The sequence below is a fragment of the Streptomyces sp. NPDC052064 genome, from assembly GCF_055585925.1.
Map to the genome: position 1 here is coordinate 80141 of NZ_JBVJJE010000007.1, position 19341 is coordinate 99481.

17 protein-coding genes are annotated in these 19341 nt (G+C 71.8%); 4 read left to right on the forward strand and 13 right to left on the reverse strand.

The window, feature by feature from the left end; translation table 11 throughout:
- The first annotated feature begins 75 nt into the window (after nucleotides 1–75).
- Nucleotides 76–1458: a uracil-xanthine permease family protein gene (locus ACZ6TU_RS20025; protein WP_467675312.1), complete on the forward strand. Its 1383-nt coding sequence runs from the start codon at nucleotides 76–78 to the stop codon at nucleotides 1456–1458.
- Here ACZ6TU_RS20025 and ACZ6TU_RS20030 read toward each other — a convergent pair.
- Nucleotides 1437–2570 carry a glycoside hydrolase family 6 protein gene (locus ACZ6TU_RS20030; RefSeq protein ID WP_467675894.1) on the reverse strand — a complete coding sequence of 378 codons (1134 nt, stop codon included), beginning with the start codon at nucleotides 2568–2570 and terminating at the stop codon, nucleotides 1437–1439. The genes ACZ6TU_RS20025 and ACZ6TU_RS20030 overlap by 22 nt on opposite strands.
- Before the next feature lie 175 nt (nucleotides 2571–2745).
- Between ACZ6TU_RS20030 and ACZ6TU_RS20035 the strand changes: the two genes are divergently transcribed.
- Nucleotides 2746–3498 carry a DUF5995 family protein gene (locus ACZ6TU_RS20035; protein WP_467675314.1) on the forward strand — a complete coding sequence of 251 codons (753 nt, stop codon included), beginning with the start codon at nucleotides 2746–2748 and terminating at the stop codon, nucleotides 3496–3498.
- Here ACZ6TU_RS20035 and ACZ6TU_RS20040 read toward each other — a convergent pair.
- Together ACZ6TU_RS20040 and ACZ6TU_RS20045 are read right to left on the reverse strand one after the other, a co-directional pair.
- Nucleotides 3459–5156 (reverse strand): flavin monoamine oxidase family protein, encoded by a 1698-nt coding sequence (locus ACZ6TU_RS20040; RefSeq protein WP_467675316.1) that lies wholly within the window; start codon nucleotides 5154–5156, stop codon nucleotides 3459–3461. The two genes, ACZ6TU_RS20035 and ACZ6TU_RS20040, sit on opposite strands and share 40 nt — an antisense overlap.
- Nucleotides 5157–5201: 45 nt before the next feature.
- A complete protein-coding gene (locus tag ACZ6TU_RS20045; RefSeq protein ID WP_467675318.1) occupies nucleotides 5202–5990 on the reverse strand; it encodes a carbon-nitrogen hydrolase family protein in 789 nt (262 codons plus the stop codon).
- 307 nt (nucleotides 5991–6297) lie between these two features.
- Here ACZ6TU_RS20045 and ACZ6TU_RS20050 point away from each other — a divergent pair, with 307 nt between their 5' ends.
- Entirely contained in the window at nucleotides 6298–6882 is a 585-nt protein-coding gene (locus ACZ6TU_RS20050) for a Repetin (RefSeq protein WP_467675320.1), read from the forward strand.
- Here the strand turns inward: ACZ6TU_RS20050 and ACZ6TU_RS20055 are convergent.
- The 8 genes from ACZ6TU_RS20055 to rpe form a co-directional block, all read right to left on the reverse strand.
- Nucleotides 6851–8047 carry an MFS transporter gene (locus ACZ6TU_RS20055; protein ID WP_467675321.1) on the reverse strand — a complete coding sequence of 399 codons (1197 nt, stop codon included), beginning with the start codon at nucleotides 8045–8047 and terminating at the stop codon, nucleotides 6851–6853. The genes ACZ6TU_RS20050 and ACZ6TU_RS20055 overlap by 32 nt on opposite strands.
- A gap of 138 nt (nucleotides 8048–8185) precedes the next feature.
- A complete protein-coding gene (locus ACZ6TU_RS20060; RefSeq protein ID WP_010046396.1) occupies nucleotides 8186–8638 on the reverse strand; it encodes an Lrp/AsnC family transcriptional regulator in 453 nt (150 codons plus the stop codon).
- A 10-nt stretch (nucleotides 8639–8648) separates the two neighbouring features.
- Nucleotides 8649–10115, reverse strand: a complete 1467-nt coding sequence (locus ACZ6TU_RS20065) for an amino acid permease (protein ID WP_467675323.1) — start codon at nucleotides 10113–10115, stop codon at nucleotides 8649–8651.
- Nucleotides 10116–10283: 168 nt separating this feature from the next.
- Nucleotides 10284–10850: a GNAT family N-acetyltransferase gene (locus ACZ6TU_RS20070; RefSeq protein ID WP_467675325.1), complete on the reverse strand. Its 567-nt coding sequence runs from the start codon at nucleotides 10848–10850 to the stop codon at nucleotides 10284–10286.
- 79 nt (nucleotides 10851–10929) lie between these two features.
- The gene (locus ACZ6TU_RS20075) at nucleotides 10930–12372 is read right to left on the reverse strand and encodes a GuaB1 family IMP dehydrogenase-related protein (RefSeq protein WP_467675327.1); all 1443 of its coding nucleotides are present in this window, start codon (nucleotides 12370–12372) and stop codon (nucleotides 10930–10932) included.
- A 132-nt stretch (nucleotides 12373–12504) separates the two neighbouring features.
- Entirely contained in the window at nucleotides 12505–12855 is a 351-nt protein-coding gene (locus tag ACZ6TU_RS20080) for a barstar family protein (protein WP_467675329.1), read from the reverse strand.
- Between the two features lie 3 nt (nucleotides 12856–12858).
- Complete coding sequence (locus tag ACZ6TU_RS20085; protein WP_356929292.1) at nucleotides 12859–13902, reverse strand: sugar-binding transcriptional regulator; 1044 nt, start codon at nucleotides 13900–13902, stop codon at nucleotides 12859–12861.
- A 78-nt stretch (nucleotides 13903–13980) separates the two neighbouring features.
- Nucleotides 13981–14667 (reverse strand): ribulose-phosphate 3-epimerase, encoded by a 687-nt coding sequence (gene rpe, locus ACZ6TU_RS20090; protein ID WP_467675331.1) that lies wholly within the window; start codon nucleotides 14665–14667, stop codon nucleotides 13981–13983.
- Nucleotides 14668–14777: 110 nt separating this feature from the next.
- On the opposite strand from rpe, the gene ACZ6TU_RS20095 reads away from it, so the two are divergent.
- Nucleotides 14778–16925 (forward strand): MMPL family transporter, encoded by a 2148-nt coding sequence (locus ACZ6TU_RS20095; RefSeq protein ID WP_467675333.1) that lies wholly within the window; start codon nucleotides 14778–14780, stop codon nucleotides 16923–16925.
- Here ACZ6TU_RS20095 and ACZ6TU_RS20100 read toward each other — a convergent pair.
- Nucleotides 16906–18333, reverse strand: coding sequence for an RsmB/NOP family class I SAM-dependent RNA methyltransferase (locus ACZ6TU_RS20100; protein ID WP_467675335.1), 1428 nt, complete (start codon nucleotides 18331–18333; stop codon nucleotides 16906–16908). The genes ACZ6TU_RS20095 and ACZ6TU_RS20100 overlap by 20 nt on opposite strands.
- A gap of 69 nt (nucleotides 18334–18402) precedes the next feature.
- On the reverse strand, nucleotides 18403–19335 hold the full coding sequence (gene fmt, locus ACZ6TU_RS20105) for a methionyl-tRNA formyltransferase (protein WP_469549996.1): 933 nt from the start codon (nucleotides 19333–19335) through the stop codon (nucleotides 18403–18405).
- Nucleotides 19336–19341 lie beyond the last annotated feature (6 nt).

A 19341-nucleotide genomic window follows, 5' to 3' on the forward strand; every position in this document is an offset into this window, starting at 1 on the left:
CCGGTCACCACCACTCCTGACGCACCCCGACAATGGTCCGGACACTCGCACGCACGACGAAAGCGAAACCGCACCATGGATCTCGGCGTCCGCTGGAAACTGCACGGCGGCGACGGACGCACCCCGGCGCCCGGCGCGGTGGTCCGCCCCGACGAGCGGCTCTCCTGGCCCCGCACCGCCGGGCTCGGTGCCCAGCACGTGGTGGCCATGTTCGGAGCATCCTTCGTGGCGCCGGTCCTGATGGGCCTGGACCCCAACCTCGCGATCATGATGTCGGGCGTCGCGACCGTCGTGTTCCTGCTCGCCACCCGTGGCCGCGTCCCCAGCTACCTGGGCTGCTCGCTGTCCTTCGTCGGCGTGGCGGCGGTCATCCGCGCCCAGGGCGGCAGCAGCGCCACCGTCACCGGCGCGGTCTTCGTCGTCGGCGCCGCGCTGTTCCTGGTGGGGCTCGCCGTGCGGCGGTTCGGGGCGCGGATCATCCACGCCGCGATGCCGCCGATCGTGACCGGCGCGGTGGTGATGCTGATCGGCTTCAACCTGGCGCCGGTGACGGCCTCGACGTACTGGCCGCAGGACCAGTGGACGGCCCTGCTCGTGATGCTCTTCACCGGGCTGGCGGTCGTCTGTCTGCGCGGTTTCTGGTCCCGGATCGCGATCTTCCTGGGGCTGGTCTTCGGGTACGGCATCTCCTGGGTCTTCGACCTGGTCTTCGGCAGGATCCACTCGGTGGACGCGAGCGGCAAGCTCACCGACCACTGGCGGCTCGACCTCTCCGGTGTGGGCAAGGCGGACTGGATCGGGCTGCCGACCCTGCACGGCCCGTCGTTCGAGTGGTCGGCGATCCTGGTCGCCCTGCCGGTCGTCATCGCGCTGGTCGCGGAGAACGCCGGGCACGTCAAGGCGGTCGGCGAGATGACCGGCGACCCGCTGGACGACAAGCTCGGCACGGCGATCGCGGCCGACGGCGTCGGCTCGATGCTGTCCACCGCGGTCGGCGGTCCGCCCAACACCACGTACTCCGAGAACATCGGCGTGATGGCCGCGACCCGCGTCTACTCCACGGCCGCCTACTGGGCCGCCGCCGGCTTCGCCCTGCTCTTCGGCATCTGCCCGAAGTTCGGCGCGGTCGTCGCCGCGATCCCGGGCGGGGTGCTCGGCGGCATCACCGTCATCCTGTACGGCATGATCGGCCTGCTCGGCGCCCAGATCTGGCTCAACGCCGGGGTGGACCTGCGCAATCCGCTGAACCTGGTCCCGGCGGCCGCGGGCATCATCATCGGCGTCGGCAACGTCTCCATGAAGATCACGGACACCTTCTCGCTGAGCGGCATCGCGCTCGGCACGCTGGTCGTCATCACCGGCTACCACGCGCTGCGGGCCTTCGCCCCGCCCCACCTGAGGACGCAGCAGCCGCTGCTGGACGAGGGCACCAGCTCCTACGACGAGGCCAAGTCGTAGGCGTACGAGGCCGTGAACGTCCCGGGCCTGCCCTTGCAACCGTCCGACTCCCCCGGCAGCTTGACCCACAGGTAGGCGTCGATCCGGTCCTCGCCCGTGCTGAGGGTCGGTGTCCGGCCGAGCTTGCGGCCCGCCGGGTCGCACCATGTGCCGTCGGGCGGGGCGCCGTGGCCGTTGCGGCTGGTGTCGATGACGGCGCCCAGGCCCGCCGGGCCGCCGAGCGCGTCGAGGACCCGCCGGTCGTAGGCCACCTCGTCGGCCGTGGTGTGGAAGTTGGAGACGTTGCTGAAGATCCCGTCGGAGGACTCGGGCGAGGCGGCACCCGCCTGCCGCAGCCATGCCGCCTGCTTGCCGGGCGCGTTCCAGCCCGAGTGCCCCGCGTCGAAGTACACCCGGGCCCGCGGATTGGCGGCCTTCAGGACGCGTCCGGCCCGGGCCAGCGAGGCGAAGCGGTCCGCGCGCTCACCGGCGGGCAGGCACTCGGCCTGGGCGACCGAGTCCGGCTCCAGGACGACGATGACCTCGCCGGAGCCCAGCCCGTCGGCGAACCGGTCGATCCACGCGTCGTACGCGTCCAGGTCGGGCGCCCCGCCCTGGGAGTGACCGCCGCAGTCCCGGCCGGGGATCGCGTAGGGCACGAGGACGGGCACCCGGCCCAGTGCGGCACCGCCCGACGTCACCGCGGCGACCCGGGCGGTGAGCGTGTCCGGGGAGTAGTCGGCGAACCAGACGGCGGCCGGCTGGTCGGCGATGCGGGAGGCGATGACCGCGTGGCGGGGATCGCCGGAGTTGGCCCGAACCCATGCGAGCACCTGCGAGTCGGGGTGGCGGTAGAGCCGGGGGCTCACGGGGGTGGTGCGCTCCTGCTTCTTCCTGGTTCTCGACGGCGACGGTGTGGGGCTCGGCGTCCTGGGCGCGGAGGTGAAGGGCGTGGGGGAAGCGGACTCGGTCGCCGACGGGGACGCCGACGGCATCGCGGGCAGGGGCGCCAGGCGGGGCGACGCGGACACCTCGAGGCGCCTGGCCTGGTCCGAGCCGCCCCGGGCGTCGAACGCGGACAGCACCCCGGCGATCGAGCCGGCCGCGACCACGACGAAGGCCGCCACGACCATCGCGCCACGCCGGACGGCGCGCCGGCGCTCGGCCCTGCGGGCGGCCAGGCGCTGGGCACGTAAGCCTGACACGGTGCCGGTCCCCCTCCCCCTGCGGCGGGCTGCGTTCCCCCGTTTCGGGGAAGCGCCGGGCCTGCCTGCACTCCCGCCAGCCTAGAGCTGGGACTCTGCCCGCATGCCGCGACGCGAACAAGTCCCCCCAGCCGTGGACACTCCGGTCGACGGAGTCATCTCCCGTATGCGCGCCCTCGACGCGACCCTGCACCCCCGGGACGGGGTGGCCGTCTTCAACCGCGTCTACCTCGCCGTCACGGAGGCGGTGGACCGGTACGTCGGCACCGGGCGGTTCGCGGACCCGCACTCCGCGATCACGCTGGACGTACGGTTCGCGGAGCGGTACCTGGAGGCCGTCGAGGCGGTGGGCGACGAGCGGCGCCCGCCGGCCTGCTGGCGGCCGCTGTTCCAGTTCCGCCGGCATCCCGGGGTACGGCCGTTGCAGTTCGCGCTCGCGGGCATCAACGCGCACATCGGGCACGATCTCGCGCTGGCCGTCGTGGACACCTGCCGTACGCTCGACTGCGCACCCGCCGAGCTGGAGGACGAGTTCGACACGGTGGGCGATCTCCTCGTCTCGCTGGAGGAGCGCATCCGCGAAGATCTGATGCCGGGCCCCGACCTCCTCCAGATCGCCGACCCGCTGACCCATCTGCTCGGCGCATGGAGCCTGGAGCGCGCCCGCGACGCCACCTGGACGGCGGCCCGGGCCCTGTGGGCGCTGCGCGGGCTCCCCGACGTCGCCGAGGAGTTCACGGAACGCCTGGACACGGCGGTGGGCTTCGCGGGGCGCATGCTGCTCACGCCCCTGCCCGGACCACGGCTCGAGTCTCTTCAGTCCTCCGGCAGCTCGACGGGCGCGATCTCGTCGTAGACGTCGCCGGGCCCCGGGTTGGCCGGGTCGGTCGAGCCGCCGAAGTGGTGCATGACGCCCCAGACCGCGTTGAGGGCGGTCTGGACGGCGCCCTCGGCCCAGCCGGCCGTCCAGGAGATGTCGTCGCCGGCGAGGAAGACGCCGCGCTTGTCCTCGGGCAGCCGCTCCTGCATGAAGTGCGTGAACAGGCGCCGCTGGTAACGGTAGTGGCCGGGCAGGTTGGCCTTGAACGCGCCCATGAAGTAGGGCTCGTTCTCCCAGGAGACGGTCACCGGGTTGCCGATGATGTGCTTGCGGATGTCGACCTTGGGATAGATCTCGCCGAGCGACTTCAGCATGACCTCCATCCGCTCGTTCGCGGACAGCGGCAGCCACTTGAGGCTGTCGTCGCACCAGGTGTAGGAGAGGCAGATGACGGCGGGCTTGTCCGGGCCGTCGTCGAGCAGGTAAGTGCCGCGCGTCATGCGGTCGGTGAGCGTCATCGACATGACGTCCCGGCCCGTCTCCTCGTCCTTGTCGAGCCAGAACGGCCGGTCGACCGGCACGAAGAGCTTGGAGCTCTCCATGTAGTGGGTGCGCTCGATGGCCGTCCAGTGGTCGATCGGGAAGAGCGAGTCGTCGCAGTCGATCTTCGACAGCAGCATCCAGGACTGGGCGGTGAAGATCGCCGCCGGGTAGGTGCGGATGTCGCCGCGCGCGTCGGTCACGGTGATGCGGTTGCCGGCGGTGCGGTGCAGGCGGGTGACCGCCGGGCGGGGCTCACGGTTCTCGTGGAGGCTCGCGAGCGAGGTCCCGTAGGCCCAGTGGACGATCTTCTCCGGCTCGCGCTCCCAGAGGCGGAGCGGCAGTTGCTGGGAGCCGCCGACGATGCCGCGGTGGTGGTCGTCGGCCTCGGTGTAGACGACGCGGAGGATCTCCAGGATGGAGTTGGGGAAGTCGGTGTCCCAGCCGCCCGTGCCGAAGCCGACCTGGCCGAAGATCTCCCGGTGCCGGAAGGACCGGAAGGCCTCGGAGTCGCAGAGGAAGCCGTAGAAGGTCTGGTTGTCGAGCTTCTCGACGAGCCTGGACCAGATCTCTCGGATGCGCGGGACGTCCCGCTCGCGCAGGGCCCGGTTCATGTCGGAGAAGTCGGCGCCCTCCTCCAGGCACCGGTTCCAGGCCTCGGCCACATCCCGGTAGACCTGGGGCAGGTCGGCGATCGTCTCGGCGTAGTGCGACTCGCCCTTGAGGTCGACGACGGTCGACGGGGTCGCCTCCGCAAGCGGGTTGGGGAAGGGACGCGTCTGAAGGCCGACCAGGTCGATGTAGTGCTGGAGGGCGGTGGAGGACGGCGGGAAGCGCATCGCGCCCATCTCGGCGGTGAGGGAACCGTCGCACCCGTCGAAGCCCACCGTCCGCAGCCGGCCGCCGATCCGGTCGGCCTCGTACACGACCGGCTTGAGGCCCATCTTCATCAGCTCGTACGCGGCGACGATGCCGGACAGGCCGCCGCCGATGACCGCGACCTCCGTGCCGTGCGCGGTCGCGGGTACCTGCCCGAGCCCCGCCGGGTGGGCGAGGAAGTCGTCGTACGCGTACGGGAAGTCCGGGCCGAACATGGTGATCGGCGGCTGCTGCGCGTCTGCGTGCTCGACGGCGTTGGGCACGGTGGACGTCATGGGGTACGGACTCCTTGCAGAAGAAACAGACAGGTGCGGGGGATGTCAGACGAGCGGCCCGTAGAGGCCCGGGCGCCGGTCCCGCAGATACGGGTTGGCCTCGCGTGACGCGGCGAGGAAAGCGGGGTCGACGTCGGCGAGGACGAGTTCATCGCCGCGCCCGGCCCGGGTGCGGGCGACCCCGTCGGGCCCGGCGAGCGTCGACAGCCCCACGAACTCGAACTCCCCTTCCCGGCCGACCCGGTTGACGTACGCGACGTACATCTGGTTCTCGAAGGCACGCACCGGGATCATCGACTCGGCGACGAACTGGAACGGGTGCATCTGCGCGGTCGGGACGACCAGCAGGTCGGTGCCGGCGAGGGCATGGGCGCGGACGTTCTCCGGGAACTCGACGTCGTAGCAGATCAGGATCCCGACGCGCAGACCGTCGACCTCCGCCTGGACGACCGGCTGGTCCCCGGGCGTGAAGTGGTCGCGCTCGAAGCAGCCGAAGAGGTGGGTCTTGCGGTAGTTGGCGAGACGGGTGCCGTCGGCGGAGATCAGCTGGGCGGAGTTGAACACGGCGTCGCCGGCCCGCTCGGGGTAGCCGTAGGCGATCGCCAGTCCGTGCCGGGTCGCGGTCTCGGCGACGGCGTCCGCACAGTCGCCGTCGGCGGTCTCGGCGAGCCGGCCGATGTCATCGCCGATCGCGTACCCGGTCAGGAACATCTCCGGCGCGATCAGCAGCCCGGCGCCCGCGGCGGCGGCCCGGCCCGCGGCCTCGTCGAGGACCTTGAGGTTCTCGACGGTGGAGCCGGGTCGGCCGGAGCTCTGGAGCAGGGCGGTGCGCATGCGTGTTCCTCACCGGTACGCGGGGATTTCGGGGGCCGGATAGACGGTACGGTCGGCGGCTCCGGCCGGACAAGGAGCAGCCGTTGCGCGCTCGTGAGCGGATCATTGCGTTCGCCGCCGGGTCTGCGGCGATTCGTTGCGGCCACTCCGGTCGTACGTCCGGTCCGCCCGTGGGCGCAGGCCCGGGCCGGTTTCCCCGCCGCGCGGCGGAGGCGGGGTCCCGTCCCCGGCGCGATGTGGCGCGGGCGCTGCGCCGGGACAGTGGTGAGCGTCCAGTTGACGTGCGTCACCTGCGGAAAGGACCGCCATGAACCGCCGTACGAGGACCGCTTTACTCGGCTCCGCGCTGCTGCTCACCGTCGCCGCCGCGGCCGGCTCCGCCGGGGCCTCCACCTCCGACGAGAGCACGCGTGAGGCCGCTCCCGCCGGAGCACCCGCCCCCGGCGAGAGCAAGCGCGAGGCCGCCGCGCTCACCGGCAAGGCCAAGCTGTACCGCTCGGACGGGGACGACATCACCTTCTCGTTCGACGCGCACCTGGCCTCGAAGGACACGGCCGACCCGATGAAGGCCACGGGCACCTTCGAGTGGAGCCACTACCTGAACGGCGAGGGCGCCTGGGCGAAGGCGAGGGTCGACTGCCTGGTCACCGGCGGCAAGGTGGCCGTCGTCTCCGGGGTCGTCACCGCCACGGACCTGCCCGGCGCCAAGGGCACCCGGGTCGGCATCACCGTGCACGACCTCGGCCGCCACGACCGGCTCGGCTACAGCTGGGCGACGACCGAGGACCTCGGTCCGAAGGACCTGCCCAAGTGTGTCAGCTCCGCCCCCTTCGAGAAGGTCAGGAAGGGGACGGGCGACTTCACGGTCGTGCCGTGGCGGCCCGACTTCTAGCCAGCGCCAGCGCTGTCACCAGATAAGGGATCGCCAGCATCGCGAAGACGGTGCTGTGCGCCATGTCCGTGCCGAGCAGCGCGTACACGCCGAACGTGGCGACCGTCGCCAGCTCGGTGCCCAGGCTCGCGACGGAGGTGAGGGTGGCCCGGCGGGACTCGTCGATACGGTGCTGGAGGCGGGCGTCGGCCAGCACCTCCGCCAGCTGGAACCCGGCGAAGGCGAGGCTCACGAGAGCGATGCCGGCCAGTGAGCGGGCCGCGGCTCCCACGGCCAGGGCGAGTGCGGCGCCCGCGAGCAGCGCGGCGAGACCGGCCGGGCCGAGGCGTTCGGCCGGTCCGCTCAGGAGGCTGCCGACGGTGACGCCCGCCCAGATCAGCATGATCAGGTAGGGCACCGTCGCTTCGGCGACGCCGATGTCCCGGACCAGCAGCGGGGTGTACTCGTCGAGCGCGCCCCACACCGCGGCCACGGCCGGAATCAGCAGCAGGGCGCCGCGCACGGAACGACCCCCGCGGGCCTCGGCGAGCCCGGTTCGCAGGGTCGTCGCCCAGCTGTCGCCGGTGTTGTCCGGGCGCACCCGGTGCTCGGGGAACCGGGTCGCGGTAACGGCGGTCAGCACACAGGCGAGGAAGCTCGCGGCACCGACAGCCGCGTAGCCGCCCAGGGCGAAGACGGGCCCCGCGAGGCCGAGAGAGGCCACTGTGCCCACCAGCCGCGCGGCCCGTGCCCGGCCCATGACCCGCGCGTACCGGCCGGCGGCGCCGAGCCGGTCCAGCTCGTCGTACACCAGCGCCTCCAGCGCGCCGGAGCCGAGCGCCCCGCCCGCGCCCCACAGGACGAAGCCGGCCGCGAAGGCCCAGTACGACGGCACGATCACCCACAGCGCGAAGCCGGCGGCGGTGAGCAGCGGGCCGATCCACAGCAGCCTCCGGCGCGACATGGCGTCGGCCCAGGCGCCGGAGGGCACTTCCAGCACCACCGAGGTGATCGACCACAGGGCGAACAGGGAGGAGATCTGCCAGAGCGACATGCCGGTGTCGGCGAACAGCAGCGCGTACACCGGGTAGAGCAGGACGAAGTCGTCGAGGAACGCGTAGCCGTACAGCGTGGTCGTCAGCCGCCGGACACCGGTGGCGGGCACGCGTGCAGGTGAGAGTGTCATGAGGCCTTCCCGCAGGGACGGATCGGATGCCGGAGGTACGGCGTCCGAGGCGGCCCTCGGGAGGCGCGGCTGGTGGATCAATGTCGCCAGGTCATGACCCCGATGGTAGGCCTGGCCGGGCGGTCATGCCGCTGTTCTTCAGGTGGGCGAACCCGACGAGAAGCGCCGCAGCAGCGGCGACAGTACGAGCACGGACTTGGTCCGCTCGACGAACGGCTCCCCGGCGATCCGCTCCAGGACCCGTTCGAAGTGCCGCATGTCGGAGGCGAAGACCTGGGCGATCGCGTCCGCGTCCCCGGTGACGGTGGACGCGGCCACGACCTCCTGGTAGCGCTCCAGGCCCCGCTGGATGGTCTCCGGGGAGGTGTTGCCCCGGCAGTAGATCTCGACGAACCCCTCGGTCTGCCAGCCGAGGGCGCCCGGGTCCACCCGAACCGTGAAGCCGGTGATGGCTCCGGTGGCCCGCAGCCGGTCCACGCGCCGTTTCACGGCGGGCGCGGACAGGCCGACGATGTGGCCGATGTCGGCGTAGGAGCGACGGGCGTCCTCGGCGAGGGCGTGCACGATGCGTTCGTCGAGATCGTTCAGCACAGTGGGTTGGTCACTTTTCGGATGGTGCGAGTCGGGAACGGCGATAGCCGTACACGAAGTAGAACACGAGCCCGGCGGCCATCCAGACACCGAAGACCACCCAGGTCACGGTCGACAGGCTGCCCATCATCCAGATACAGAAGGCGAAGCCCAGAGCGGGCAGGACCGGGGAGAGCGGCACCCGGAAGGTGCGGGGCATGTCCGGCCGGGTCCGGCGCAGCACCACGACGGCCACGTTGACCAGCGCGAAGGCGAACAGGGTGCCGATGCTGGTGGCGTCGGCGAGCTGCCCGAGCGGGATCGCGGATGCCAGGACACCGCAGAACAGCGACACGATCAGGGTGTTGGCGCGGGGCGTTCCGGTCTTCGGGTGGACCCTGGCGAACACCTTCGGCACGAGGCCGTCGCGGGACATGGCGAACAGGATGCGGGTCTGGCCGTACAGCACGGTCAGCACCACGCTCGCGATCGCGATGACGGCGCAGAACGCCAGCAGCGTGCCCCAGAACGTCTGCCCGGTGACCTCGCGCATGATCTGGGCGAGGGCGGCCTCGGAGTCGGTGAAGTTCTCCCAGGGCTTGGCGCCGACCGCGACGGCGGCGACGAGGACGTAGAGCGCCGTGACGATGACCAGCGACAGCATGATCGCGCGCGGCAGGTCGCGCTGGGCGTTCTTCGCCTCCTCGCCGGCGGTGGAGGCGGCGTCGAAGCCGATGTAGGAGAAGAACAGGGTCGCCCCGGCGGCGCTGACGCCCGCCATGCCCAGCGGCATGAAGTTCTCGTAGTTGCCGGAGCGGAAGCCCTGGACGCCGATGGCGCAGAACATCACCAGCGCGGCGATCTTCACGATGACCATGACGGTGTTGGCGCGGGCGGACTCGCGGGCGCCGCCCAGCAGGAACGCCATCGCGAGCAGGACGACGATCAGCGCGGGCAGGTTGAACACGCCGCCGTCGCCGGGCGGGGCGGACAGGGCCGCCGGGATGGTGACGCCGACGGTCCCGTCGAGCAGCTCGTTCAGGTACTCGCCCCAGCCGACGGCGACGGCGGCGACCGACACGCCGTACTCCAGGACCAGGCACCAGCCGCAGATCCAGGCGATCAGCTCGCCCATCGTTGCGTACGCATACGAGTACGAGGAGCCGGAGACCGGGATGGTGCCCGCCAGCTCGGCGTAGGACAGGGCCGAGAACAGGGCGGTCAGGCCGGCTATGACGAAGGCGAGCGTGACGGCCGGGCCCGCCTTGGGGACGGCCTCGCCGAGGACGACGAAGATGCCGGTGCCGAGGGTGGCACCGATGCTGATCATGGTGAGCTGCCACAGCCCGAGGGTGCGCCGCAGCGAGCCTCCCTCGCCCTGGCCACCCTCCGCGACCAGGTTCTCCACCGGCTTGCGACGCATGAGGCGCGCGCCGACGCCCGGGGACGGCGGGGCGGTCTGACTACTGCTGTGCGGGGGTGCGCCTTGGTCGAGCACGCGCTGACTCCTTCGTCGCTGCCGGTCTCGGGTGGCAGGGACCGGCAGCGCCCCGCCCGACAGCCGGGACCCACCGAGCGGGGTCCCCGCCACGCCACGTACGAGGCGACAGCCTACGAGCAGGGGCGTTGCCCGTGTAATGCAGCAACCTTGCGCATGCCCGCAAGATCATTGCGTTCCTCGGGATGGGCCGGAGGTTCGTTGCACCGCTGCGTTCGTCCGTTGCACATGACTTGCTCGGACCAGCTCTTTCACCAGGAACGTGAGCTCCTCGACACACTTGTGCGTGACGCCGTCGGGGCCCTCGTAGGACCAGCGGCCCACGTAGGGGGCGAGGGGCAGGTAGCCGAGCCGGGCGTAGAGGGCGGCGGCGCGCGGGTTGTCGTCGGCGACGCCGAGGCCGACGGCCGTGCGGCCCCGCTCCCGGGCGCGTTCCTCGGCGGCCCGGACCAGGGCGCTGCCGATGCCGCGCGAGCGCAGCGTCTCGGGCCACACGGTCAGCGCGTTGATCTCCGGGCAGCCGGGCCGTGCCGCCCGTACGGCCGCGTCGTCACAGCCGCCCCAGCGCAGTTCCGTGTGCCCCACGGGCCGTCCGTCGAGCCAGGCGACGAGATACGTGCTCTCACCCCGCTCCTGGCGCGCGAAGCGGCGCACGTGGAACGAGGTGGCGCCCGGGGAGCCGAGGCACTGGTCGAGCAGCGCCACATCGGCGGCCCGGCAGACGGTGATCTCCATGTCGTACGACGGTAGGGCGCTCGTACGCACAAGGCCCCCGATTTTTCATCGGGGGCCTTGGACGAGGGCGTGGGGGTTGTCAGTTCCAGCTGGCGTGCAGCGGCTGGCCCTCGGCGTAGCCCGCGGCGCTCTGGATGCCGACTATGGCCTTTTCGGCGAACTCCTCCAGGGAGCCGGCTCCGGCGTACGTGCAGGAGGAGCGGACGCCCGCGATGATCGAGTCGATCAGGTCCTCGACGCCGGGGCGGGCCGGGTCGAGGAACATCCGGGACGTGGAGATGCCCTCCTCGAACAGCGCCTTGCGGGCCCGGTCGTACGCCGACTCCTCCGAGGTGCGGTTGCGCACGGCCCGCGCGGAGGCCATGCCGAAGGACTCCTTGTAGGCCCGTCCCTGGGCATCGTGCTGGAGGTCGCCCGGGGACTCGTAGGTGCCCGCGAACCAGGAGCCGACCATCACGTTGGACGCGCCGGCCGCGAGGGCCATGGCCACGTCGCGCGGGTGGCGGATGCCGCCGTCGGCCCACACGTGCTTGCCGTACTTCTTCGCCTCGGCGGCGCACTCCAGGACGGCGGAGAACTGCGGCCGGCCGACGCCGGTCATCATGCGCGTGGTGCACATGGCGCCGGGTCCGACACCGACCTTGACGATGTCCGCGCCCGCCTCGATCAGGTCGCGCACGCCCGCGGCGGCCACGACGTTGCCCGCGACGATCGGCACCTGCGGGTCGAGGTCGCGCACCAGCTTCAGGGCGCTGATCATCGACTCCTGGTGGCCGTGCGCGGTGTCGATGACCAACGTGTCGACGCCCGCGTCCAGCAACTGCTTGGCCTTGCCCGCGACGTCGCCGTTGATGCCGACGGCGGCGGCGATGCGCAGCCGCCCCCGCGCGTCGGCGGCCGGCTTGTAGAGCGTGGCGCGCAGGGCGCCCTTGCGGGTGAGGATGCCGGCGAGCGTGCCGTCCTTGTTGACCGCGGGGGCGTAGCGGCGGTTGGCGTGGTCGAGGGTGTCGAAGGCCTCGCCCGGATCCATGTCCGCGTCGATGAGCAGCAGGTCCCGGGACATGACCTCGGCCAGTTGCGTGAAGCGGTCCACGCCGGACAGGTCGGAGTCGGTGACCACGCCGATCGGCCGGTGGTTCTCGTCGACGACGACTCCGGCGTTGTGTGCGCGCTTGGGCAGCAGCGACAGCGCGTCCGCGACGGTCTGGTGGGGCGCCAGCATGATCGGGGTGTCCAGGACCAGGTGGCGGCTCTTCACCCAGGAGACGACGTCGGTGACCACGTCGATCGGGATGTCCTGCGGTATGACGACGAGGCCGCCGCGGCGGGCCACGGTCTCGGCCATACGTCGCCCGGCGATGGCGGTCATGTTGGCGACGACGAGCGGGATGGTGGTGCCCGTGCCGTCCGGGGCGCTGAGGTCCACGCCCTGGCGCGAGCCGACCGCGGAGCGGCTCGGCACCATGAAGACGTCGTCGTACGTCAGGTCGTACCCGGGCTGGATGTCATTGAGGAAACGCACGTGCTGCACATCCCAGTCGATCAGAGGTGACCCCCCGACCGGCCGGCCAGGGGGAAAGAGCACGTACTTCATTGTCCCATGCCGGGTGTGCGCACGTCCCCCAGCAGATCATCCAGGCTGGTCAGAGGCGTCTTAGGAGGATGCTCCAAGCCCGAGGGTCACGAAGAGACCCGGGCCCCGGTCCGTCGCCTCGGCGAAGATCTCCTCCGCGACCTGCCACTCCTCGGGCCGCGTCTCGGCGTACTTCCGCCAGCCCCGGACGATGACCAGCAGGCCCTGCTCCACGGCACCGTCGGGCCATAGGCCGGGATCGGCCAGGCAGTCGGCGAGGGCGTCCCAATTGCGGCCGAACCACTCGGGCAGGGGCAGGTCACGGGCGCAGCGGTCCATGAGGCCCGCCTTGTCCGTGACCCCGTCGAGGTCCAGCACGATCACGATCCGGCCCGCCGGGTCGTCCGGCACCTCGTGCGGCTCCCTGGCCATCCGTCAGACTCCGTCCGGGTCGGTCCTGTTGAGCGCGGACTTCGGTGCCGGGCCCGCCGTCATCAGATAGTCCGCGGCCGACGTGTCCGTGACCAGGCTGGTGACGAGCCCGGACCGCAGCACCGCGTCGATCGCGGGTCCCTTGCGCTGTCCGCCGGCGATCGCCACGACCTCGGGGATACGGCGGAGCTGGTCGGCCTTGACGGTGATGCACCGCTCGCCCAGGTCCCGGCCGACCCTTCGGCCCTCGGCGTCGAAGAGGTGCGCGGACATCTCGGCGGCGACACCGAGGGAGGCGTAGTGCGCGCGCTCCTCGTCACTGAGCATGTCGTGCACCGTGGAGATTCCCGGCTCCCAGGAGCCGATGGAGACGCAGGCGACGGTGACCTTGTCGAAGTGCTCGAAGGCCCGGGCGATCCCCGTCTGGTTGCGCAGCGCCGTGGCCGTGGCCGCGTCGGGCAGCAGCATCGGCGCGTAGATGGGGTGCGCGTCACCGCCGGACACCTGGGCGGCACGGCGTACCGCCTCGACCGAGCCGCGCTCGGCGGTCCCGGCGTCGTACACGCCCGTCAGCTGCACCACCGTGCACGGCGGCAGCCGGTCGAGCGCCGCCGCCATGTGGATGGTGGAGCGGCCCCAGGCCAGGCCCAGCACATCACCTTCGTTGACCAGTTCGCCGAGCAGGTCGGCGGCCACCTCTCCCAGGTTCTCGGGGTCGGGCGACTCCTCGGCATCGGCCGGGGACTCGACCACGACGGCGTGCCTGAGGCCGTAGCGGGCGCGGAGCGCGTCCGAGCGCTCGGCGTCCAGCTCCGCAGGCACACGGATCTCGATACGTACGAGATCCCGTTCGAGGGCGGTCTCCAGGACCCGGGCCACCTTGAAGCGGCTGACGCCGAACTCCTCCGCGATCTGGATCTTGGACTTGCCCTCGAGGTAGAAGCGGCGGGCCATGGCCGCCGCCTGCACCAGCTCAGCGGGTCCCATCCGCATGGCTGACCGGCCCGCCGACATACCCGACACGGCGATCTCCTCACTGCTGTTCACACTCTGGATTCGCCGTTCATCCTTGCAGATCCGGCGCGGATGATCAGCCCTGATGGGAGCCGTTCACTTTGCTGTAGCTCAGTGGTCGCAGGCCCAGGAGGCCTTGGCGGTCGCCGCCTCCGCCTGCGTGCGTAGTGCACGTACCGCCTCTGCCGGGTCGTTTGCCCCGTAGACCGCCGATCCGGCCACGAAAACGTCGGCTCCGGCGTCCGCGCACCGCTCGATGGTGGAAGCGGAGACTCCGCCGTCGACCTGGAGCCAGAGCTCCAGACCGTGCTTGCTGATCAACTCGCGGGTGCGGCGAATCTTCGGAAGCATGATGTCGAGGAAGGCCTGTCCCCCGAAGCCCGGTTCGACCGTCATGATCAGCAGCATGTCGAGCTCGGGGAGCAGGTCCTCGTACGGCTCGACGGGGGTCGCGGGCTTCAGCGCCATGGAGGCGCGGGCGCCCTTGGCGCGGATCTCCCGGGCGAGCCGGACCGGGGCGGCGGCCGCCTCGACATGGAAGGTGACGGAACCGGCCCCCGCTTCCACGTACTGGGGCGCCCACCGGTCCGGGGCCTCGATCATCAGATGGCAGTCCAGCGGGGTCTCCGTCGCACGGGCGAGCGACTCTACGACCGGCACGCCGAGGGTGAGGTTCGGGACGAAATGGTTGTCCATGACGTCGACGTGGAGCCAGTCGGCTCCCTCCACGGCCTTCGCCTCGTCCGCGAGGCGGGCGAAGTCGGCGGACAGGATGCTGGGGTTGATCTGCGCGGCCATGAACTAAGACTGCCATGCCCTCCGGGGGTTGTCGGCATCGGTCCCGGGCGAGGACGCCGGCACGTCGGCAGCGGGTCGCGCGTGCTTGCTCGCTCCCACGCGGCGGAGCCATGACCGGGAAACAGGGCATCGGCCATCTGGTCTGTGGGCGGCGGGCCAAGTGGCTGGTACTGGTCCTGTGGGTGGTGGTGCTGTTCGTCGCCGCGCCGTTCGCCATGAAGCTCACCGACGCTCAGGACAACGACGCGTCGTCCTGGCTGCCGGGGTCCGCGGAGTCGACGCAGGTGCTGGAGCTCTCCGAGGACTTCCGGCCGGAGCAGATCCCGGCGGTCGTGATCTACGCCCGGGACAGCGGGCTGACGGCCCAGGACCGGGCGGAGATCGCCGAGGACGTGCGGCAGCTCAAGGAGCTGCGGGACCACGGCATCCGGGGTGCGGAGACCCGGGGGCCGGTCCTCGACCGGCAGAACGGTCCGCGGGCGGCGCAGGTCTTCGCGCCGATCACGATGGACGAGAAGGGCTGGGAGCGGATCTCGCCCGCCGTCGACTCCATCCGGGACGCCGTCGGCGAGGGCGGCGGCGGGCTGGCCCTGCACATCACGGGCCCGGGCGGCACGTCGGCGGACTTCGCGGAGGCCTTCGAGGGCATCGACTCGACGCTGCTGTTCGCGGCGATGACGGTCGTCATCGTCATGCTGCTGATCACCTACCGCAGCCTGACCCTGCTGCTGGTTCCCCTGATCGCGGTGGTCTGTGCGCTGTTCACCTCCCAGGCGCTGATCTACCTGCTGGCCGAGCACGCGGGCCTGACGGTCAACGGCCAGAGCGCCGGCATCCTCACGGTTCTCGTCTTCGGCGCGGGGACGGACTACGCCCTGTTGCTGATCGCCCGCTACCGGGAGGAGCTGCGCCGGCACGAGGACCGGCACGAGGCGATGGCTCTGGCGCTGCACCGCGCGGGCCCCGCGGTGCTCGCCTCCGGCGCGACGGTCGTGCTGAGCATGCTGGTGCTGCTGGCCGCCGAGATGAACTCCACCAGCGGCCTGGGCCCGGTGGCCGCCATCGGCGTCGCGGTCGCCCTGCCGGCGATGATGAGCCTCTTCCCCGCCCTGCTGGTGATCTTCGGCCGGTGGATCTTCTGGCCGGTGATCCCGCACTACGGCGCGCCCGACCCGACCGAGCGCGGCATCTGGGCGCGCACGGGCCGCCGTATCGCCCGCCGCCCGCGCACGACCTGGGCCGTCACGACACTGGTCCTGGCGGTCTGTTCGCTGGGCCTGATCCAGCTGCGCGCGGAGGGCATCGGCAACGCGGACGCGTTCACCGGGAAACCGGACTCGATCACCGGCCAGGAGGTGTCGGCGCGCTACTTCCCGGCGGGCAGCGGCAATCCGCTCGTCATCGTCAGCAACCAGACGCAGGCCCAGCAGGTGGGTCGCGCGGTCGCCGCCACGCCGGGCGTGGTCCCGGAGTCGCTGGGCCTGCCACCGGGCACGAAACCATCCTTCCAGGGCAGGGTCCTCTTCGAGGCCACGATGACCGCCCCGGCCGACAGCGACGCTGCGAAACAGACCGTGGAGCGGGTACGGGACACCGTCCACGCGGTACCGGACGCCGACGCCAAGGTGGGCGGCGGTACGGCGGGCCTGGTGGACATGGACAAGGCGATCACCCACGACAACGTGCTGATCATCCCGCTGGTGCTGGTGGTCGTCCTGCTGATCCTGTGCGTGCTGCTGCGCGCCCTGATCGCCCCGCTGCTGCTGATCGGGACGGTGATCCTGTCGTTCGCGGCGGCCCTCGGCATCAGCGCGCTGGCGTTCCGCCACATCTTCGGCTACGCGGGCGAGGCGACCGACTTCCCCCTGTTCGTCTTCGTCTTCCTGGTCGCCCTGGGCATCGACTACAACATCTTCCTCACCACACGCATCCGCGAGGAGGCGGTCCACCAGGGCACCAGACCGGGCGTGGTCACGGGTCTCGCCGCCACCGGCGCGGTCATCACCTCCGCCGGCCTGGTCCTGGCCGGCACCTTCGCCGCCCTCGGCACCCTGCCGATGGTCGCCTTCGCCGAGATCGGCTTCGCGGTCGCCCTCGGCGTCCTCATCGACACGTTCATCGTGCGCTCGGTCCTGGTGACGTCGCTGTTCCTGGACGTGGGGCCGAAGGTGTGGTGGCCGCACCGGCTGGCCAGGGAGGACGGCGGTGCGGCGGCCCGGGAGAGCGTCGGAGCGGGGGTCAGCCGGTCCGGCGGATGAGCGCCAGGTACATCGCGTCGGTCCCGTGCACATGCGGCCAGAGCTGCACGTCGGGCCCCTCGCCGAGGTCCGGTACGCCGGGCAGCAGCGGCCGGGCGTCGATGAGATCGGTGTCCGGGTGCTGCTTGAGCACGTCGGCGACGACGGCCCGGGTCTCTGCGAGGTGCGGCGAACAGGTCGCGTAGCCGACGACGCCGCCGACCCGCACCGACTCCAGGGCGGTACGCAGCAGGCCGCGCTGCAACGGCGCGAACCCCTCCAAATCCTCTGGCCGACGCCGCCAGCGCGCCTCGGGGCGGCGCCGCAGGGCACCGAGCCCGGTGCACGGCACGTCGACCAGCACGCGGTCGAAGCTGCCGGGCCGCCACGCCGGACGCGTCCCGTCGGCGGCGATCACCTGGTAAGGCCCGGGGTTCCCCTCCAGCGCCCTGGCCACGAGCCCGGCCCGGTGGGTCTGCTTCTCGGAGGCGACGAGCAGCGCGCCCCGCTGGGCCGCGAGGGCGCCGAGCAGCGCGGCTTTGCCGCCGGGCCCCGCACACCCGTCCAGCCACCGCCGGTCGGGCCCGTCCAGCGGCGCGTTGGCGAGGGCGAGCGCCACCAACTGGCTGCCCTCGTCCTGCACGCCCGCACGCCCGTCCCGCACGGCCGCGACGGCACCCGGCTCACCGCCCTCGGTCAGCCGCACGGCATACGGCGACCAGTGCCCCGGCACGGCGGCGTCCTCTTCGAGCAGCTCCTCGGCGGTGGCCCGCCCGGGCCGCGCCACCAGGGTGACCTCGGGCCGCTCGTTGTCGGCGCGCAGCAGGTCCTCGATGCCGGCGCGACCGCCGCCGAGGGAGTCCCACAGCGCCGACACGACCCACCGCGGATGCGAGTGGACGACGGCGAGATGGTCCTCGGGATCCGCGTCGTAGGGCGGCGCGACCCGCTCCAGCCAGCCGTCCAGATCGTGCTGCGCGACCTTCCGCAGCACGGCGTTGACGAACTTGGCCCGCCCGTCGCCGAGCACGACCCGCGCGAGTTCGACGGTGGCGGACACGGCCGCGTGCGTCGGGATCCGCGTCCCGAGCAGCTGATGCGCGCCGAGGCTCAGCACGTCCAGCACCGGCGGGTCGACCTCCCCCAGCGGCCGGTCCACGCAGGCCGAGAGGACCGCGTCGTACGTCCCCTGCCGTCGCAGCGTCCCGTACACCAGCTCGGTGGCGAGCGCCGCGTCCCGGGCGTCGAACTTCTCGGGTCCCTCTTTCTCCCGCGCCTTGCGCAACAGCGGCGGCAGAACGAGGTTGGCGTAGGCGTCCCGCTCGTCCACGGCCCTCAGCGCCTCGAAGGCGAGGATGCGGACGGGGTCCTTCTGGGGCCGCCGGTAGGGCTTGCCGGACTTACGGGGCCGGCGGGGCTGGTCGCTCACGAAAAAGGTGCTCCGGGTGTGAGAAGAAGTGCGCCGTCCAGCCTACGCCGCCCCGGACGTGTCGCTGTGTCAGCCCCCGAGCCGCTCGCCCTCTGCGATCCGCACCCCGCGTGCCCAGTCCGCCGCCCGCATCGGCTTCTTGCCCTGGGCCTGCACCCAGAGCAGTTCGACGGCGTACGAGCCGGTGCCGACGTACAGGTTGTTCTTCCCGGCGGAGATCTGCCCCGGGGCGAGATCCGTCCGGTCCGGCACGGGGGTGACCTGGATGAGCTTGAGCCGCTCACCGCGGAAGGTGGTCCAGGAGCCGGGAGCCGGAGTGCAGCCCCGCACCATCCGGTCGACGCGCAGCGCGGGAGTCGTCCAGTCGACGCGGGCGTCCTCGACGTTGACCTTCGGGGCCAGGCTGACCCCCTCGGCCGGCTGCGGTACGGCCTTCAGCGTGCCGTCCTCGATCCCGTCCATGGTCGCCGCGAGCAGCCCGGAGCCGGCGAAGGCCAGCCGCGTCAGCAGATCCCCGCTGGTGTCGGTCGTCCGGATCTCCTCGGTGACCGTCCCGTAGACCGGACCGGAGTCGAGCCCCTCCTCGATCAGGAAGGTGGAAGCCCCGGTGATCTCGTCCCCGGCCATGATGGCGTGCTGCACGGGCGCGGCACCGCGCCAGGCCGGCAGCAGGGAGAAGTGCAGATTGACCCAGCCGTGAGTGGGGACGTCGAGGGCGACACGGGGCAGCAGCGCGCCGTAGGCGACGACGGGACAGCAGTCCGGCCCGATCTCCCGCAGCCGCTCCAGGAACTCGGGGTCCTTCGGCTTCGCGGGCTTCAGCACCTCGATCCCGGCCTCCTCCGCCCGCTCGGCGACGGGCGACGCGACGAGCCTGCGCCCCCGCCCGGCCGGCGCGTCGGGCCGCGTGACGACAGCGGCCACCTCGTGCCGCTCAGAGGCGAGAAGAGCGTCCAGAGCGGGAACGGCGACCTCGGGTGTACCGGCGAAGACGAGCTTCATGGGGTG